The 18,877-nt window shown below is 46.0% G+C and carries 13 protein-coding genes; 11 read left to right on the top strand and 2 right to left on the bottom strand.

Features of this window, described 5'->3' with window-relative positions:
- Positions 1–38: 38 nt before the first annotated feature.
- Positions 39–908 (bottom strand): AraC family transcriptional regulator, encoded by an 870-nt coding sequence (locus tag MKY28_RS11310; RefSeq protein ID WP_340936001.1) that lies wholly within the window; start codon positions 906–908, stop codon positions 39–41.
- Positions 909–1,071: 163 nt separating this feature from the next.
- On the opposite strand from MKY28_RS11310, the gene MKY28_RS11305 reads away from it, so the two are divergent.
- From MKY28_RS11305 to MKY28_RS11285, 5 genes are all read left to right on the top strand, one after another.
- Positions 1,072–2,589 carry a glycoside hydrolase family 43 protein gene (locus MKY28_RS11305; RefSeq protein ID WP_340936000.1) on the top strand — a complete coding sequence of 506 codons (1,518 nt, stop codon included), beginning with the start codon at positions 1,072–1,074 and terminating at the stop codon, positions 2,587–2,589.
- Between the two features lie 7 nt (positions 2,590–2,596).
- A complete protein-coding gene (locus MKY28_RS11300) occupies positions 2,597–4,147 on the top strand; it encodes a glycoside hydrolase family 43 protein (protein ID WP_340935999.1) in 1,551 nt (516 codons plus the stop codon).
- A 125-nt stretch (positions 4,148–4,272) separates the two neighbouring features.
- Positions 4,273–5,958 (top strand): extracellular solute-binding protein, encoded by a 1,686-nt coding sequence (locus MKY28_RS11295; protein ID WP_340935998.1) that lies wholly within the window; start codon positions 4,273–4,275, stop codon positions 5,956–5,958.
- 48 nt (positions 5,959–6,006) lie between these two features.
- On the top strand, positions 6,007–7,773 hold the full coding sequence (locus tag MKY28_RS11290) for a sensor histidine kinase (protein ID WP_340937906.1): 1,767 nt from the start codon (positions 6,007–6,009) through the stop codon (positions 7,771–7,773).
- Complete coding sequence (locus MKY28_RS11285; RefSeq protein ID WP_340935997.1) at positions 7,758–9,383, top strand: response regulator; 1,626 nt, start codon at positions 7,758–7,760, stop codon at positions 9,381–9,383. Before MKY28_RS11290 ends, MKY28_RS11285 begins: the two co-directional genes overlap by 16 nt.
- A 124-nt stretch (positions 9,384–9,507) precedes the next feature.
- On the opposite strand, the gene MKY28_RS11280 is transcribed toward MKY28_RS11285, so the two are convergent.
- On the bottom strand, positions 9,508–10,275 hold the full coding sequence (locus MKY28_RS11280) for a helix-turn-helix domain-containing protein (protein WP_047842955.1): 768 nt from the start codon (positions 10,273–10,275) through the stop codon (positions 9,508–9,510).
- Positions 10,276–10,549: 274 nt separating this feature from the next.
- On the opposite strand from MKY28_RS11280, the gene MKY28_RS11275 reads away from it, so the two are divergent.
- From MKY28_RS11275 to MKY28_RS11250, 6 genes are all read left to right on the top strand, one after another.
- Positions 10,550–11,905, top strand: a complete 1,356-nt coding sequence (locus tag MKY28_RS11275; protein WP_340935996.1) for an extracellular solute-binding protein — start codon at positions 10,550–10,552, stop codon at positions 11,903–11,905.
- A 105-nt stretch (positions 11,906–12,010) separates the two neighbouring features.
- Positions 12,011–14,908 (top strand): extracellular solute-binding protein, encoded by a 2,898-nt coding sequence (locus MKY28_RS11270; protein ID WP_340935995.1) that lies wholly within the window; start codon positions 12,011–12,013, stop codon positions 14,906–14,908.
- 19 nt (positions 14,909–14,927) lie between these two features.
- Positions 14,928–15,884, top strand: coding sequence for a carbohydrate ABC transporter permease (locus MKY28_RS11265; protein ID WP_036615906.1), 957 nt, complete (start codon positions 14,928–14,930; stop codon positions 15,882–15,884).
- Positions 15,885–15,886: 2 nt separating this feature from the next.
- Entirely contained in the window at positions 15,887–16,762 is an 876-nt protein-coding gene (locus tag MKY28_RS11260; protein WP_026081082.1) for a carbohydrate ABC transporter permease, read from the top strand.
- 15 nt (positions 16,763–16,777) lie between these two features.
- Entirely contained in the window at positions 16,778–18,241 is a 1,464-nt protein-coding gene (locus MKY28_RS11255; protein WP_036670947.1) for an NHL repeat-containing protein, read from the top strand.
- Entirely contained in the window at positions 18,225–18,860 is a 636-nt protein-coding gene (locus tag MKY28_RS11250) for a YIP1 family protein (protein ID WP_036615901.1), read from the top strand. Before MKY28_RS11255 ends, MKY28_RS11250 begins: the two co-directional genes overlap by 17 nt.
- Positions 18,861–18,877: the final 17 nt, after the last annotated feature.

Below are 18,877 nucleotides of genomic sequence, written 5' to 3'. Positions count from 1 at the left end.
CTTGATGTTTTTTTAGTTTACATTGAATGAGCTCACCATTATTTTGGCAGTGCTTCAATTGCATCACGTCTTTGTTTGATATATCTACCGGGGGAGATGCCAACCATTTTGGTAAAACTGCGAATAAAATTGGCATAGTCACTAAAGCCCGATTGAAAGCATGCATCCGTAATACTCATTCCTTCAGACAGGTGGAATTTGGCCCGTTCAATACGACGACCCAAAATGTAGGAACGGATGGTCAATCCAGTATGCTTTTTGAACTGGCGGCTGATATAAGTACTGTTCATGTAGAACACTTCGGCAAGTTTGCGAAGCGTAATATCTTGATTCAGATGTGTTTCAATATAATCCATGGTTTCACGAACCAGTTCAGGCATAATGTCATTGGGAACAAAGGAATTGTTATGAAACCAGACGTTAATCATGACCAACAATTGGGCTACGGCTGCATTTATTTTGATATCGGTGCCATAAGCATCGGAAGCAAGTAATCCTTCCAGTTCGTTTGTACATTGCAGCATCTGCTTCAAGTTATCGTCGTCTAGATGTACGATGTTGCCTGTTCCTTTGGGGCGATGATCAAAACATGACAATAGATTGGTTGATGGTGTGGAAAGCTGAAACAGATATGTTTTTTTGAGATTGATTGTAATTCGCTCATACTCAGATTCATCCAGAATAAAGGCTCGGTGCATCTCCTCGGGTGACATCACAAGCAGATCGCCAGGCTGTACATGGTAACATCGATTTTCTACATAAAAGTGAACGTTACCACGAAGAAACAGGTAGATCTCGTATGCATTATGGCGATGATAGATCGTTTCCAGCTTATACGTCGTTACGCTGTGTAGATATAAGAGCTCAGGCTGGATGGGATCATAAAAACACTCAGAGGATCCACTCATGAAGTACCTCCCGTCATTTCACGCAATAAATAGAGCGGTTAACGCAATGAAATTGTACTCAGCTTACCTTAAAATGTAATCATCCTATCATGATACCTTTTGTATTGCAAACGCTTTCGCGTAAAAAGACACAACTAAAAACGATTATAGGGGGATTCTTTCGATGAATCATCAATCAACACCACATGCTGGTGAGCAAAAGCAAGACCAAGCTGCCAATCTGAAGCGTATTGCAGGGGATATTGGAAAACTTCGTCCCAACGGTAATCCTCTGGTGGCCCACAAATTTGGAGCCGACCCCTATGCTTTGGTATTTAACAATCGAGTTTACTTATATATGACTAGTGATAAGCTGGAATATGATCAGGACGGTCTTCCTCAGAAAAACAGTTACAGTTCAATCAACCGAATTACGGTCATTTCTTCGGATGATTTAATCAACTGGACCGATCATGGGGAGATCAGAGTTGCTGGACCTCAAGGCGCAGCAACATGGGCTTCGCAATCCTGGGCCCCGGCAGCTGCTCATCGAAACGTGGATGGCAAGGACTGTTTCTTTCTTTATTTCGCTAACAATGCCAGTGGAATTGGTGTATTGTCTGCACCAACACCTGTAGGTCCATGGATAGACCCTATAGGCAAAGCACTTATTACAAGAGAGACTCCGGGAGTGGAGGAAGTAACCTGGCTATTCGATCCGGCTGTCATTGTAGATGATGATCATCAGGCCTACATATACTTCGGTGGTGGTATTCCACAGGGGAAAGCAGAAAGACCGGATACAGCAAGAGTTATGCGATTGGGAGATGATATGATCAGCGTTGTTGGCAAGGCGAAGGTTATTCAGGCACCTTATATGTTTGAAAGTTCAGGGATACATAAATATAATAATAGTTACTACTATACGTATTGTTCCAATTTTGTCGAAGGTGATCGGCCAGAGGGCAGCCCACCACCCGGTGAAATTGCATATATGACCAGTGTTCAGCCAATGGGACCATGGACATATCAGGGAACGCTACTCCAGAATCCTGGACACTTTTTTGATATTGGCGGCAACAACCACCATGCTATATTTCAACTAGCGGATCAATGGTACATCGCCTATCATGCCCAGACATTATGCCAAGCTATGAATATTCCCGAAGGTTACCGTTCAACACATCTGAATCGAGTCGAGCATGATGAGGCTACTGGTAAGATCAAGAAGGTGCATGCAGATTATCAGGGCGTAGATCAAATCAAATGCTTCGATCCCTATGGGCGGGTAAGCGGTTCCACGATTGGATGGAGTAGCGGAGTATCAACAGAGCAATATGTTGACTCTGGTGAGTTGTCTGCATCGGATTCGAATACGATGTCCGCTAAGCTGCAAAATGACAGCTGGATAGCTATAGCCAAGGTCGACTTTGAAAGTGAAGGACCCACAACCTTCACAGCCACGATTGCGAATCAAGGAACCGAAGGCACGTTGGAACTTCGACTTGATCGTGCAGACGGCCCGTTAATTGGAGAAATCCTTGTTCCGCCCGCGACCGGATCTCTTCAATGGGTGGAACTAACAACAAAAGTTACGGGTGCAAAAGGTGTACAAGACTTGTATATTAAGCTTAGAAATTCAACAGACAGCTCAAGCATCCTTTTAAGAGAATGGAAGTTTAACAGAAAAAACGAGGTGTAATTGAAGCATGTATCCTAATCCGATTATTTGGGCCGATTACCCGGATCTTGACGTTATTCGTGTAGAGGACACATATTATATGGTTAGTACAACCATGCATATGATGCCGGGATGTGTCATCCTGCGTTCATATGACCTGATCCATTGGGAAGTTGCCACATATGTATACGACACATTGGACGATACACCTGCCCAACGGCTGGTGGATGGTCAGCATATTTATAGCAAAGGCATGTGGGCTGCATCGCTCCGCTATCATCAAGGGATGTTCTATGTGATCTTTGTTGCAAATGATACTCGTAAGACATACTTGTATACGTCCCCCACCATCTCGGGAGTTTGGAAGAAACAAGTAGTCGAAGGGTTTTACCATGACTGCTCCTTATTTTTCGACGATGATGAACGAGCCTATCTCGTGTACGGTAATACCGAGATTTATCTGACCGAATTAAGCTCTGATTTGTCCGGGCCCAAACCTGGTGGAGTGCATCGTATGATCGTAAAAGACGAGCAGCCTCATCACCTTGGTTATGAAGGGGCACATTTCTACAAGATCAATGGGAAATATATTGTATTCCTGATTCATATAACGAAAGCTTCCGGACGGAGAACACAGGCGTTTTATATGGCAGACTCTCTGGAAGATGTCTTCACTGGTGGAGAAGTATTCAATGATGATATGGATTATTTCAATTCAGGTGTTGCTCAGGGCGGTATCGTCGATACGCCGGATGGAGACTGGTATGCAATGCTGTTTCAGGATCATGGGGCTGTTGGCCGGGTTCCTGTTTTGGTTCCGCTACACTTTGATCAAGGTAAACCGGTCTTTGCAAGCAAAGCGCCGAAACAGATTGATATCCCGAGCACGAGACCAGAGCACCGTTATAACTCGTTAGTAGGTAGCGACAGTTTCAATTATGAACCCGAGGAAGATGGAAGCATCCGCCTCCGTGATTTTTGGCAATGGAATCATACACCTAATCATGAACTTTGGTCCGTTACAGAGAAACCGGGAGTGTATCGTGTTCGAACGGGACAGATCAGCCCAAATCTGACGTTTGCGGTCAACACACTAACCCAGCGTTCAATGGGGCCTGCTTCCGAATCAATAGTTACGCTTGATGGCAGTCGTCTGAATGATGGGGATTATGCCGGATTGTGCTTTCTGATCGGTTCGTACGGTATGATCGCTCTTACGAAGCAGGATAACAAGTTTTACTTGGTCATGCATGCCAGAGATAGTGAGGATTCCACCATATTTGGCAATCTGATCGACCAGAAGCCAGCCACTGAACATGAACGTATCCCGGTATCAGATTCAGTAGTTAAACTAAAAGCATTCGGAAATTTTGAGAACAATCTGGATGAGTGCTCTTTTGCCTATTTCGATGGAACTGAATGGAGAGATATAGGGATTGTCCACAAAATGATATATAAACTGGATCATTTTATGGGTTGCCGAACAGGGTTGTTTGTATATTCAACTGAAATAGCTGGAGGAACAGCTGACTTTTCGAATTTTGAATATCGCGTGATTAATCCTGATGAGAAACAATGAAAATACGTAAAAGCCGCCCAACGGCGGCTTTTCGTATTCAATGAGTACAAGTTGTTGTACAATGATATGGATTAAAGTTGACAGAGAGAAGAGAGTTGTTCAAACCGAACTGGGGGCATGTCGTCATGTATAAGAGATGTCTGGACATAACAAGATGGACCTTCATTCTGTTCCTTGCTGTATCCATACCAGCAGGTCATACCGAAGGTAATAGCAAACAACATCATCCGCAGCAAGATGGGCAGCAGATTCAACTTCCCGCTACGTTTGAGAGGTATTCTCCTCCCATCGTGGTCTCTTTTGTCAGGGAAACGGGAGATGACCTTGAGCGCATGATTAGTCAGTTACCTGGTGAGACGATACTGGATAATCGCTGGACTCGTTTGTATGAGAAAGAGCTAGGTATTCAAATTCACTATGACTGGACTGCTAATGGAGATGTATACAATCAGAAGTTGGGTGTATCCCTCGCTGCAGGACGTTTTCCAGATGTGGTGAAAGTTAATCCATATCAACTTAGACAACTGAGCAATGCTGGAATGATCGAAGATTTAACCCATGTGTACCAAGAGTATGCTTCCCCACTTACAAAGAGTATATTGGAGGCGGAGGGAAGAGGCGCATTTGATGCGGCAACCATTGATGGCAAACTCATGGCTATTCCCGAATCATCTTCCTCCATTGAGACAGCGCAGTACCTGTGGATTAGAAGCGATTGGTTGGAGCAACTGGGGCTACGGCCGCCTGAAACGATGGAAGAGCTTCTCCAGGTTTCGAAAGCGTTTACAGAGAAGGACCCCGACGGGAACGGAGAGCATGATACGTACGGACTTGCGCTAACGAACCATCTATGGGATCCAGTTATGGGAGCTGCAGGGTTCATGTCCGGCTATGGTGCCTACCCTAATATATGGGTTAAAGATGCAGAAGGAAACCTCACTTACGGAGGTATACAGCCTGAAGTTCGGGAGGCTTTGAAAGTACTGCAAACGTTGTATCGTGAAGGCCAACTTGATCCGGATTTTGGTTATAAAAGTGGAAACAAGGCGTTTCGTCTAGTTCAAGATGGAAAAATAGGGATGCTTTACGGCGAACAGTGGACATCCTTTATGCTTCAGAGCACCCGTGATAAAGATACAGGTATAGATGTAGAATGGCAGGCATATCCCATTGTTGCCAAGTCGGACCGGAACCTGTTCGTACCGCTACGTTCCAACACTGGGCAATACTTTGCTGTAAAAAAGGGATTCTCTAATCCGGAAGTTGTTGTAAAGCTCATGAATCTGCATCTGGACATCAACTGGGGGGATCAGGCACAGTATGAAACATACTACAATGACGACTCCCGAGCTGTGTGGATGCTTTCACCGGTAACTCCTTTTCCCGGTAATAAAAATATAGATGCATACAAACAAATTCGGGATGCCAGAAGTATAGGAGACTTCTCGGCTCTGCAGAATGAAGCTCTCGCCATTCACAAACGCATTGTGGCCTATGAATTGGAAGATGTAGAGAGCGGCTGGGGTTGGAAACAAACCTATGGGCCTTTGGGTGCTTTTAGCATTGCAGCTTCTTACGAGAAGAACGGCCAACTTCTCTATGATCAATTCACGGGCGGAATTACGGACACGATGGTTGATCGACAAATTATTCTTCGGGATCTTCAGCTTGAAGCCTATATGAACATTATTCTAGGCAGGTCGATAGATGAGTTTGATCAATTCGTTGAGAACTGGCGCAAGCTGGGGGGAGATCAGATCACATCGGAGGTTAACGCGTGGTTTCGCGCCACCAAGCCAAAGGAGCGCTAATGTTCACTTTATTCATACAAGGAACCCACTCAGCCTTTGGCATTGGAGGTGAATGTATTGATCAAGATCCCTGCTAAATCATGGTTTAACAGTATATTTGCGCGATTAATAATCACCTATCTGGTATTTGTGCTTCCTCTTATTCTTCTTGGCGTGTATCTGTATCATTGGAGTTATGACAATGCAAGCCAGGAGATATCGTTGTCAACGGAGAGACGGTTGAATCAATATGTGGTGGAATTGAACAGAGAGATAGAATGGATGGAATTACAGCAGTTTGATATCGTTGAGGATCGAAAACTCAATCGTCTGGCGATTCTCTGGGACATGATGGATCAGGTTGAGCGGCGTGATACATTAAATTACCTGACTGAACGACTCGCTTCATTCAAGAATAGCACTGCTTATATCAAAAACGTTCATGTACATATCCCTTCTGTTGGCAAGAGTATATCCGCGATCCAAGGCATCGATGATTTCGATAAAAGTTCTTATCTATATTTCAGTTCAGGCATGCAAGGAAAAGGTACACGTTTCACGGTGAAAGAGGACGCCTTGAACTTAAATGCCGTCAGGCTGACAGGCACGAGAGGAGAACCCCCGCTTTTTGTCATTCAGGTGGAGCTGGATACATACCATTTTCAGAATGAACTCACACGGCTTAATTTGTACCCGGAGAGTTCAACGTTTCTGATTGAGGACAAAACGGGGCATGCCATCACAGATAAACAACAAGCTAGTGTTATTCTCGCGAATTACCGTGAGCACAGTGTAAAGGGTACACTTGATGGCTTTCGGATGAAGGTGGGGGACACCATGTACCATGTTAGTCAGTTGCATATGGACTCCCTGGGCTTATCCGTAGCTACATATCTACCCGAGGCAATTGTTACGAAGCCACTTAGCAAGTTCTATCATTGGGCTTGGCTGTTTGCAATTACATCATTTGTTGCCATCACGGCGTATCTCTATTCAAGTTACAAGTTGATTCATATCCCGTTGCTGTTGTTGGTGAAAAGATTCAAAAAAATGGAGGGAGGCATGCTTGATGTCCCCATTGCGCATAACCGAAAGGATGAATTTGGCTTCCTCTACACCCGTTTCAATCTAATGATTGAAAATCTTCAATCCCTTATCGATCGAGATTTTAAGAAAACACTGATGATGCAGCGGGCCGAGTTGAAACAGCTCCAATCGCAGATTAATCCTCATTTTCTGTACAATAGCTTCTTTATTCTGAATTCACTGGCAAGGACAGGAGAAACCGAACGTATTGAGCAATTCACGAACATGCTTGGAGAGTATTTCAGGTTCATTACCCGGAATGAAACAGATCATGTGAAGTTGAAAGTGGAAGTTGAGCATTCACGAATCTATACAGAGATTCAACAATTACGATTCTCCAGACGAATCAAAGTTGATTTTGGGCCACTACCTGCTGAGATGGAACATATTAAAGTTCCCAGACTCATTATTCAACCTATTATTGAGAATGCCTACGAACACAGCCTTGAAAAGAATACGGACTCCGGTCTTCTAATTATTGGGTTTAATATGGAAGGTTCATATGCCGAGATCACCGTAGAGGATAATGGAAATGAATTGGAAGAGCAACACATTCAAACTCTTCAACATCGTTTGCATAAGGATGGAGGTACAGACGAAATGACGGCATTAATAAATATTCATCGACGTCTGGTCCTGACGTATGGAGAAGGAAGTGGCCTTTTCCTATCCAGAAGTGAACTGCAAGGGTTAAAAGTCACAATTCGAATCCAGTGGAAAGAGGGGGAAAACGAATGTATCGACTTTTGATTGTAGATGACGAGGAGATTATTACGGATAGTCTCTATGAAACGTTCGCCAGACATATACCCGACCAGCTTGATGTATGTAAGGCATACTCTGCAACAGAAGCATTGACCTGGATGCAACGGTCGAGAATTGACATTGTTCTAACGGACATCCGTATGCCGGGCATGAGTGGGTTGGAACTGACAGAGCGGATTCAAGCCAGTTGGCCGAATTGTCGCGTCATTTTTCTTACAGGACATAGCGATTTTGAATATGCATATCAAGCTTTTCAGATGGCTAATGTGCGTTACTTGCTCAAAACGGAAGGTTATGACAAGGTGATGTCTGTTGTAGAAGAAGTGATGGAAGAGATCCGGCAAAGTCACAGCATGGTTGAGTTGTTGGAACATTCTCATAAAGTTAATTCGCAGCTTGCACTGATACAGCAAAAAGAGTATTTACGGAAGTTACTTCAAGACTGTACGGCGGTTATAGATTCTACTATGGATATGCAGGACGAATTATCCAAACGAGATATAAGATTACAGATCAACTCGCCTGTTTATCTCATACTGGGTCGGTTCAATAATCTGCCAGAAAAAGGTTCGGACCTCACACAAGTTCAAGAGTCTGTGCGCATTATCGGCTCTTCTCTGATGAATGAGCGTACAGTGTGCGCAAGTGTAACGGACCATTATGGGGATACGATCTGGCTGCTTCAGCCGAAGCAGGAGGAAGAGATGACAAATGATAAACTTGTGCGATTTCTAGAAGGTACACTAGAACTGGTACAGGAAGCATGCATGGTATCACTCGGCGTATCCATTGCTTTTTCATTAAGTAGTCGCAGCTGCAATTGGTCCGAGTTAACCAAACAATATGAACGTCTGAGATTACTCCAGTGGATGAAAATTGGGGATGGTGTATCCATGGTACTCACGGATCATCGCAATGATCTCTCATCTGATGTACCCAAAGAATCCATGCGGATCTCAAACCGGATCGAGATTATGTCAGGATATTTGGAAACGGGACGAATTCAGCCATTTTACGATATATTTGAGGAGCTTGCAGGAGAACTGATGCAACAGGATATTACGATGGAACGTGCCATGGAGACATACTACAATCTGGCCTTATTATTGCATTCAACGATCAATCGCTGGGGTCTTCAACAGAAGATCCCGGATCAACGAAGCTTGCTGCACTTAGGGGAGTATACATGCATGAAGGATGCAGTACAATTTCTATATCGTGCTGCTGATGAATTAGTCCGCTACAAAAGATCAAATGAGCAGGAACGTGCTAACGTTATCATTCATTCCTTATGCAGTTACGTCAAGGAGAACCTGGAGAAAGATCTCTCTCTGGTGAGACTGGCAGAACTCCATCATTTTAATCCATCCTATCTGTCACGATTCTTTAAGCAGGAAATGGGAATAAACGTGTCAGAGTTCATTGACGACTGCCGAATACGGAAAGCCAAAGAATTGCTTCAGAACACAAATCTTATGGTGCGTGAGGTCGCACTTCAAGTGGGGTACGAGGCTGCCCATTCATTTACCCGACTTTTTAAGAAAATAACGGGAATGACTCCCCAAGAATACCGGGAATCCCTTTTGGTACGTTAACGGTGAATACTCTGGAATTGACCAAACCCAAACAACCACAAAAAAACGCAGGAAGTAGAATACATCCTGCGTTTTTTTGTGGTTATTATCTAATTGATAAACAAACCGATTCGGCGATCCACCTTTAGGCCGTGTGGATTTTTTGTCTTCTATAAGCATTGGGACTCGATCCGGCATACGCTTTGAACTTTTTATAGAACCAATCAATATCCTTATAACCTACCTCAATAGCAATCTCATATATTCGCAGATTCGTGGAAGACAACAACTGCTGTGCCTTTTCCATACGTTGCTGGAGCATATAATCATTGAAAGACATCTTCTCTTCCAGCTTGAACTTCTGTCCAAGGTACGCACAGTTAAAATGAAGCATGTCAGAGATCTTCTTCAGCGTGATTTCATCACTCAGATGATCCCGTACATAGGCCTTAACGATACGAATAACATGACTGGAGTGCATGGGTTTACCGTTCATTTGAACGGGTGTTTTGAAGAACGACGACGTTTTGTGTGCCGGGTCGGTTTCAAGGTGGGACCTAAGTCCATGCAGACTGTTAAGTAAAGAAGAAGGACTAACAGGATACGGGAGATAATCATTTACCTGATACGTCAGGGCTTTGCGTACAAACCTGAAGTGATCTCTTCCACCCATCAGGAGGATAGGTATCTGACTTTTTTTTCGGATGTCATTGCATAACCAGAGCCCCGCGGTATCAAACCTCTCTGTATGTACCATAACAAGGGAAAAGTCTCGTTCTGACAATGCGGTCAAAGCCTCGGCCGATGAGAACACACAATTTGCGATAGTATATTGAGCTTTGCTCCGTAGCAACATCTGTTGCAACTCTCCGCACAAACGACGGCTGAAATCCACAAGTAAAATATCATACATGAAGCAATACCTCACCTTCTGCTGAATTGTAATGCGCTAGATTAACTGAAATTTGACTTAATTTCATTATGGTAATAAAAGAAAGCGCATACAATGTGCATATTTTTGTAGACAGTGCATTTCTTTACCAATTAAAACCTATAATGCACTTTGCTCGTGCAAAATTACGCAAATCTATATTCAGCCCGGGTAAACATCTGTATTTCGGCAGGTTGTTTGCGCTTTCATTTGAACGATACACTGTGATAGCAAACGACAATCAGGGGGGAAGACGATGAGAAAAAACAAGTTCATGCTACTGAGCCTGGTATTTGCGGTCTTGTTGGTAATTGCTGCATGCAGTTCTGCACCTACCGCTCAACCCGAGCCGGAAAAGACAACACCACAGGAGGAACAAAAACCCGCGGAAACCGAGTCAAAGAATGAAAACTCCACGCCAGAAATGGACTTTGACATGGGTGGCAGAACGATCAAGGTTGTTGCTTGGTGGGACATGGAAATACAGGGGAACAACCCGGACAACATTCAACGCCTTGAGAATCTCGAAGCGCTGAAGAAAAAACACAACTTTAATATTGAATATGTTTCCATCGATTTTGGTGAATATCAGGAAAAAGTAGTTGCTTCCCTGATGGCCGGTGAACCGCTTGGCGATCTGGTTAGACTGGGCAAAAACTATGCCATTCCGGCATTGACCAAACAGGATCTGTTATGGCCGGTGGATGATTATATTAAAAACGACAAGGTATTCAACCAGAAAACAACCAAGGAATACATGCAGTATGAAGGCAAAGGTTACGGCTTTACCGAGGACCAGTCCTCGTTTATCAACGGGATTTTCTATAATCGCACACTCATGCAAGAGCTCGGCTTGAAGCCACTTCAGGAGTATGTGGATGCCGATGAATGGAACTGGGATACGTTTATCAGCGTTGCCAAGCAAGCGAACAAGGATCGAAACAATGATGGCAAGCTAGACACTTGGGGACTCGCTCAAACGGGCTTGCTGGAACCGATTCTGTATTCCAACGAGGCTTCTCTGACCAAAGAGGATAAGCAGAACCTGGAAGATCCAAAAACGAAAGAAGCGTTGAACTTCCTGTCCAAACTGGCTACCGAGAAGGTCGGTAGAGCTTCTGAGGGCGGCGATTGGACAGAGCCATCCACGTTCTTCCGTCAAGGCAACACCTTGATGTATTCAGGTGCCATGTACGAAGTTGAAGGTATTATGACGGATATGAAGGACTACGATATTGGTTTTGTACCGTTTCCAAAAGGTCCAAGTGCAACAGCGTATCACTCCGGTGAGTCACGTTACCAAGCTATAACGATTCCAAAAGCAGTAGAGAATCCGGAACAACTGATGTACATCTGGGAGAAAATTAATGAGATCGAATCGATCTATGAGTATCCAGGACAATCCACACTGGAGACACATCTGACCGATGAAGCAGATATCAACAACGCCAGAGAGGTTGCGGAAGGTATGTTGGTTCTCGACCATAACACATTCCCGTCCTTGCCGTTCTGGGATTTTGATGGGGAACTCAAAGAAGGGGTATCCGTATCTACGCTGATCGAGAAATACAAGGCTCCTTTCCAGGCTGCGATTGATGAGGTTTACAAATAAGTATCACGTTACACGGGCAGAACGCACCAGTGAAGGTGCGGTCTGTCCGGGTTAGTCAATCGTTCAGTTCTCTCAACGCTTACAGGAAAGGGGATACATTCAAACATGCGGTCACGTAAGAAAAAGGGACTAATCCTGGTGCTTGTCCTGGCCTTGGTGCTCTCCATATGGACACTATATCCATCGCGGGATCGTAATCCGGGAACGGTACATGCGCTTGAGGACTTTGAGGCGGTATCGGGAACCGAGGATTCATTCAGTTATGAGCATTATCTGACTGCTAATGATAATACGGCCAAACCGGATGAAATTGTACGCATCGAAGGCGAATCTTATGTTCAGGCAGAGGATGGAGAATTTGAGGTTGTGCAAGGGTACGCCGGATTAGACGGAAATGCCGTAATTACGCCGGAAACTGGAACCATTCGCTGGGATGTTCCCGTTCAAGTGAGCGGTTTGTACAACATTCGCATTCACTATTATCCCGTAGAAGGCAAAAGCTCCGGGATCGAACGCAGGCTTGAGCTTAATGGTAAGGTCCCGTTCAGAGGGGCCGATATTCTTCTGTTTGACAGGGTATGGGGGAATCGCGAGGACAACGTCCGGCAGGACGATCGTGGCAACGAGCTTAGACCAAGACAAGTGGAACAGCCCGAATGGCAGCTGACTTCCTTCAAGGACAGCGCAGGGTACTTCGAGGAACCGTTTCAGTTTTATTTTGAAAAAGGCAGTCAGAAGTTATCGCTTACTTCATTAAGAGAAAGCATGGCGATCGATTATATTGAGCTATATCAAGAAAGCGAAGTTCCTTCCTATGCAGAGCTGGAGCAAACCTATGCCTCACTCGGTTTGAAACAATCGGCTCCTGTCATGCTGAAAGTTCAGGGGGAGGAAGCTGTTAGCAAATCATCTCCTACACTGGCACCAATCTCGGACCGATCAAGTCCTTCACTCGAGCCTTATAATGTATCGAAAATTCGGATGAACGCCATCGGGGGCATTAACTGGAAACTGCCGGGCGAATGGATTGAATGGGAAATTGACGTGCCTGAAGACGGACTGTATCAACTGGCGCTTAAGGTGAAACAGGATCAATTGCGTGGCATCTATGCCACCCGCAGTCTGACGATTAACGGCGAAGTTCCGTTTAAGGAAATGAAACGCATTCGATTTAACTACAGCCCGGCCTGGCAAACTCAGGTCTTGGGTTCGGGAGAAGATCAGCCATATCAGTTTCATCTGGAAAAAGGAAAACATCGAATCCGAATGACGGTTACACTTGGCGACATCGCTCCGCTGCTGCGGACCGTGGAATCCAGCGTGCTGGAACTGAATGAGATGTATCGCAAAATATTAATGATTACCTCCAACAGTCCGGACCCACTGCGGGATTACCAGCTGGAACGGCGTATTCCGGAGATGATGGAGGTGTTTGAACGACAAGCTGACACCTTGCGTTCCGTTGCAGATTACCTGGAAAAGGCCACGGGTGAGCAAAGTGACAAAGTGGCCGTACTGCACGCTATGGTATTGCAGCTTGAAGATATGGCGGCCAGACCAGAGACGGTTCCCAAACGGCTGGATACGTTCAAAATTAACGTAGGTGGTCTCGGCACATGGATTCTATCGGTACGTGAACAGCCGATTACGTTGGATTACCTTGTCGTATCTCCGCCGGGTGAATCGCTGCCAAAAGCGGAAGCGAGCACCGTCCAGCAGGTGAAGCACGAACTGGGTGCATATGTTGCCTCGTATACCGAAGATTACGACAGCATTGGCAACGTGGAACAAAAGAAGGATGCCATCACCGTATGGATCACAACCGGACGAGATCAGGCCCAAGTACTGAAAGGCATGATCGACGATTCGTTTACCCCGGATACGGATGTATCTGTGCAGTTACGTCTCGTTCCGCCGAATATTTTGCTGCCCGCAACACTCTCGGGGGAAGGACCGGATGTAGCCATGCAGATGGGCGAAGACATTCCGGTGAACTATGCGATGAGGAATGCAACAGCGGATCTGAGCCAGTTCCCCGATTTCGAGGAAATTTCGGGCAGGTTCCGTGAAAGCGGATTGACGCCTTACCGCTACAACGACGGGGTATATGCCCTTCCAGAGCAACAGCATTTTCCAATGCTCTTTTACCGCAAAGATATTCTGAATGAACTGGGCCTCGAACCGCCGAAAACGTGGCAAGACGTATATAACGCCATCGCCGTGCTGCAGAAGCATAACATGGAGTTTTATCTGCCGATAGAGGATACGCTGAACAATGCCAACCTGGTTCCGAATTCAACCTTTGCGATGTTGTTATATCAGAATGACGGAACGTTCTACACCGAAGACCAGAAGAAAAGTGCACTGGATTCGGAGATTTCAATGGACGCGTTCAAACGCTGGACGCAATTTTATACCAATTACAAGTTTCCGCTCAAAGCCGATTTTCCGAACCGCTTCCGTACAGGGGAAATGCCGATCGGAATTGCTGATTACACCACGTATAACATGCTGACAGTTATGGCTCCGGAAATCCGCAATCTCTGGGACTTTACGATTGTTCCGGGTACACAGCTTCCGGATGGATCCATACGGCATGAAGTGGCCAGCGCTACGAGTGCGGTGATGATGCTCGAAAATGCGGACAACAAGGAAGCAGCGTGGAAGTTCATGAAGTGGTGGACTGATGATCAGACCCAGATTGAATACGGGAGAGAAATGGAAGGTCTTATGGGAGCGGCTGCCCGTTACCCAACGGCCAATATCGAAGCCTTGAAGCAATTGCCTTGGCCTGTGAAGGATTATCAAAATCTCGAGAAACAATGGGAATGGGTACAGGGAATCCCGCAGCTTCCTGGAGGTTATTTCACGGGACGACATCTGGACAACGCCTTCCGTAAGGTTGTCAATGCTAATGAAAATCCGCGTGAAGCCTTATCGGATTATGTCTTGTACATTGATGATGAAATAGAGTTGAAACGCAAAGAATTTAATCTGAAATAGAGGAAAGGGAGGGTAACGGTTGCAAGCTAAAACTACCAAGACAGCCGCCGCTCCTGCCGTCCATACCCGCCAGGTCGGCTGGTGGTCCCTATTGAAGCGGGATCTGTATCTCAGCAGGCATTATTACGTATTGATGGCACCGTTTATGCTGATTTTTTTCATGTTTACTGTCATTCCGGTCGGCATTTCACTCGGGCTCAGCTTTTTTCACTTCAATATGCTGGAGCTGCCGCGATTTGTCGGCTGGCAGAACTATTCCCGGCTTTTCCTGAACGATGACGTATTTCTGATCGCGCTCAAAAACACGCTGCTTTTTGCCGTAATTACAGGCCCTCTCAGTTATATAGCCTGCTTTTTGTTTGCGTGGATCATCAATGAGCTGTCTCCTAAAATTCGGGCGGTCATGACGCTGGTTTTCTATGCCCCATCCATATCGGGCAACGTCTTTTTCATCTGGCTGATCATCTTCTCGGGTGACAGCTACGGGTATATGAACGGATTCCTGATGCGCCTTGGCGTCGTACTGGAACCGATCCAATGGCTCGCAGACGAGAAGTATGTACTGGCAATCGTCATTATTGTACAGCTGTGGCTGAGCCTGGGAACCAGCTTCCTGGCCTTTATTGCAGGATTGCAAACCATTGATCGTTCTCTGGTTGAAGCAGGAACCGTAGACGGGATCAAAAATCGCTGGCAGGAGCTCTGGTACATCACCTTGCCTTCGATGAGACCGCAGCTGATGTTTGGTGCGGTAATGCAGATTACCGCTTCCTTCGCCGTAGCTGAGATCTCCATCGCACTGGCAGGTTTCCCGAGCGTAAACTATGCGGCACACACAGTTGTCACACATCTGATGGACTTCGGAACCATTCGTTTCGAGATGGGCTATGCCTCGGCCATCGCAACGGTTCTGTTTGCCCTGATGCTGGGTACAAACGTTTTCACGCAAAAAATGCTTAGAAAGATAGGTGAATGACGATGACCAGCAAAGTACGTGCCGTGTTTGGCATGCCAAAAAGGCTTAATCGGTCATTTACCGTCAGCCTGATGTTATTTGCATTGCTGGGCGTGTTCGGCTCCTTTATGGTGCTTCCGCTCATCTATGCTGTCAACAATGCATTCAAGCCGCTGGATGAGCTGTTTATTTTCCCGCCGCGCTTCTGGGTGAACAATCCGACAACGGAGAATTTTGCCGATCTGATCAACCTCATGGGCAATTCGTGGGTGCCGTTATCCCGCTATATTGCCAACACATTGCTCATTACGATACTTGGCACAGCCGGGCATATCCTGCTTGCATCTGCAGCGGCTTATCCGCTGGCGAAATATCGTTTTCCGGGTTCCAAAGTGTTGTTCACCATTGTCATTCTGTCCCTGATGTTCTCGCCGCATGTTACGGCGATTCCGAACTACATGGTCATGTCCTGGCTTGGCTGGATTAACACTCATGCGTCCATTATTGTGCCATCACTTGCGTTCTCGCTGGGACTTTTCCTGATGAAACAGTTCATGGAGCAGATTCCCGATGCTTTGCTGGAGGCAGCCAAAATCGATGGAGCCAATGAATACCGGATATTCTGGAGCATCGTGATGCCCAATGTGAAGCCGGCATGGCTCACGCTCATGATCCTGCAGTTTCCAGCGTTATGGGGAACGGATGGCGGGAGTTTCATTTACAGTGAAAATCTCAAAACGCTGCATTATGCGCTCAGTCAGATTGTGCAGGGAGGGATTGCAAGAGCTGGTGTAGGTGCGGCTGTTGCTTTGCTGCTGATGATCGTACCGATCACTCTGTTTATCATCTCTCAGAGCAGTGTTATGCAGACGATGGCCACTTCGGGCATGAAAGAGTAGAAAGGAGGCAGCGAGGTGCGGAGAAGCACATGGAAAAAACGTAAATCGATCATCATGGGCATGATCTGCCTCCTGTTGTTCGTTCAAGAGGCGCCCTACGTGAATGCAGACGGTAAAACGGATGCGTATCATTATTCCTTCTGGGGTGACGCAGTTCCTTCACCGGCGGCATATGAGGCAACAACCATTATCACCGGCAAGAAGCTGAACACAACTCCTATGAAAGAGCCAAGTGACATGCATGTTACCGCCAATCAGCACGTCTTTGTGCTCGATTCGGGCAATGGCCGCATCATTGAGATGGATCGCAACTTCAAGCTGGTACGGACGATTGATTCATTTGAGCAGGAAGGCAAGGAAGATCATTTTAAAAATCCACAGGGATTGTACGTCACGGAAAAAGGCCATCTGCTGGTCGCTGATTCGGATAATCACCGGGTGGTGCATCTGGATGAACAGGGGAAGCTGGTCAAGATCGTGTCTGAACCAAAATCGGATCTGTTAAAAGCAGACTTCCAGTTTAAACCGATGCGGATTGTTATGGACAAAGGGGAGCGTATCTACGTCATGGCCGAAGGCGTATTTGATGGATTCATGGAGTTCAGCGCCGATGGTACGTTCTCTTCCTTCATTGGAGCGAACAGAGTTCAGGTGGACCCGGTGGAGTATCTGTGGAAACGGTTTGCAACACGGGAGCAGCGGAGCCAGATGGTGATGTTCACTCCAACGGAATTTACCAATCTGGATATGGATGAAGAGGGCTTCATCTACGCCACTAGCGGGGATCGCGGCAAAGATCCGGTCAAGAAGCTGAATGCCCAGGGTACAGACATTTTGCGCAGAGAAGGCTATCAGACTCCGCAGGGTGATTTGCTGTATACCCAAGAAGCAGGGCCATCCCGCCTGATTGATGTGGATGTGGGTGACAGTGACATGTATTCCGTACTGGATTCCAGCAAGGGCCGAATCTTTACCTACAATGGAGACGGATATCTGCTCCATATTTATGGGGGCATCGGGAACCGGCTGGGCCAGTTTAATACACCTGTTGCCCTGGAACGTGCGGGAGACCGGATGTTAGTTCTGGATAAAGCGCTGGGTGAAATCACCGTCTTTCAAACAACTGAATACGGACGTACACTCCACGAAGCGGTGCGCAGCTACTATAACGGTGATGAAGATCAATCTTCGGTGCTGTTTGCCCAAGCTGCCGAGATGAACGCTAACTTGGAATATGCGTATGCGGGAATTGGCAAAGCATTGCTTCGTCAGAAGGAATACGCCGAGTCTGCGAAATATTTCAAGCGCAGCATGGAGCCCAAAGGGTATTCCAAAGCTTTTCTTTTGTACCGCAAAGAGCTGATGCGTGAGCATTTTTCATGGATGATGTCCGGTATATTCCTGGCTGTCGCTGCGATTGTCACCGTCATCATTGTTCGCAGGCAGAAAAGGAGGACTACGAATGCAGGCATCAAGTAAGCAACTATACCAGTACCCGCTGCATCTGATTTTTCATCCGTTTGACGGATACTGGGAATTGAAGTATGAACGGAACCAGAGAAACTCACTGCTGATTGCTTTCATGATCCTGGTGCTTCTGGTCATCACCAAAATTTTGCATGCCCAGTACAGCGGTTTTCTCATTAATCTCAGTAATCCAAAGTACCTGAACAGTCTGCTCGAAATGTTATATGTCATTATACCGGTACTGTTTTGGTGTGTGGCTAACTGGTCGTTAACCACATTGATGGACGGGGAAGGCAAGTTCTCCGAGATTTTCATGTCAACGTGCTTTGCACTGGTACCGTTGTTACTCATTCATTTTCCATGGATCTGGCTGAGTCTTGTGATCTCTGCGCAGGAAACTGCCTTTTATTATTTCTCCAATGCACTTGCCATTGCGTGGACGGTATATCTGTTATTTGTAGGGAATATGACGGTTCATCAGTACACACCAGCCAAAACGGTGCTCACGATGTTGCTGACACTTGTGGCGATGGCGTTTATGGCATTTCTGTGCCTGTTATTCTTCAGTCTTGTACAGCAGATTGTATCGTTTGTCGTAACCATCTATCAGGAATTAGTGCTTCGGGGCTAAGGGAGGAGGAATTTGTT

This window comes from Paenibacillus sp. FSL R5-0473 (genome assembly GCF_038004565.1).
GTDB classification, from domain to species: Bacteria; Bacillota; Bacilli; order Paenibacillales; family Paenibacillaceae; genus Paenibacillus; species Paenibacillus amylolyticus.
The sequence above is the reverse complement of the archived record's forward strand: the minus strand, read 5'-3'. Positions and strand labels throughout refer to the sequence as shown.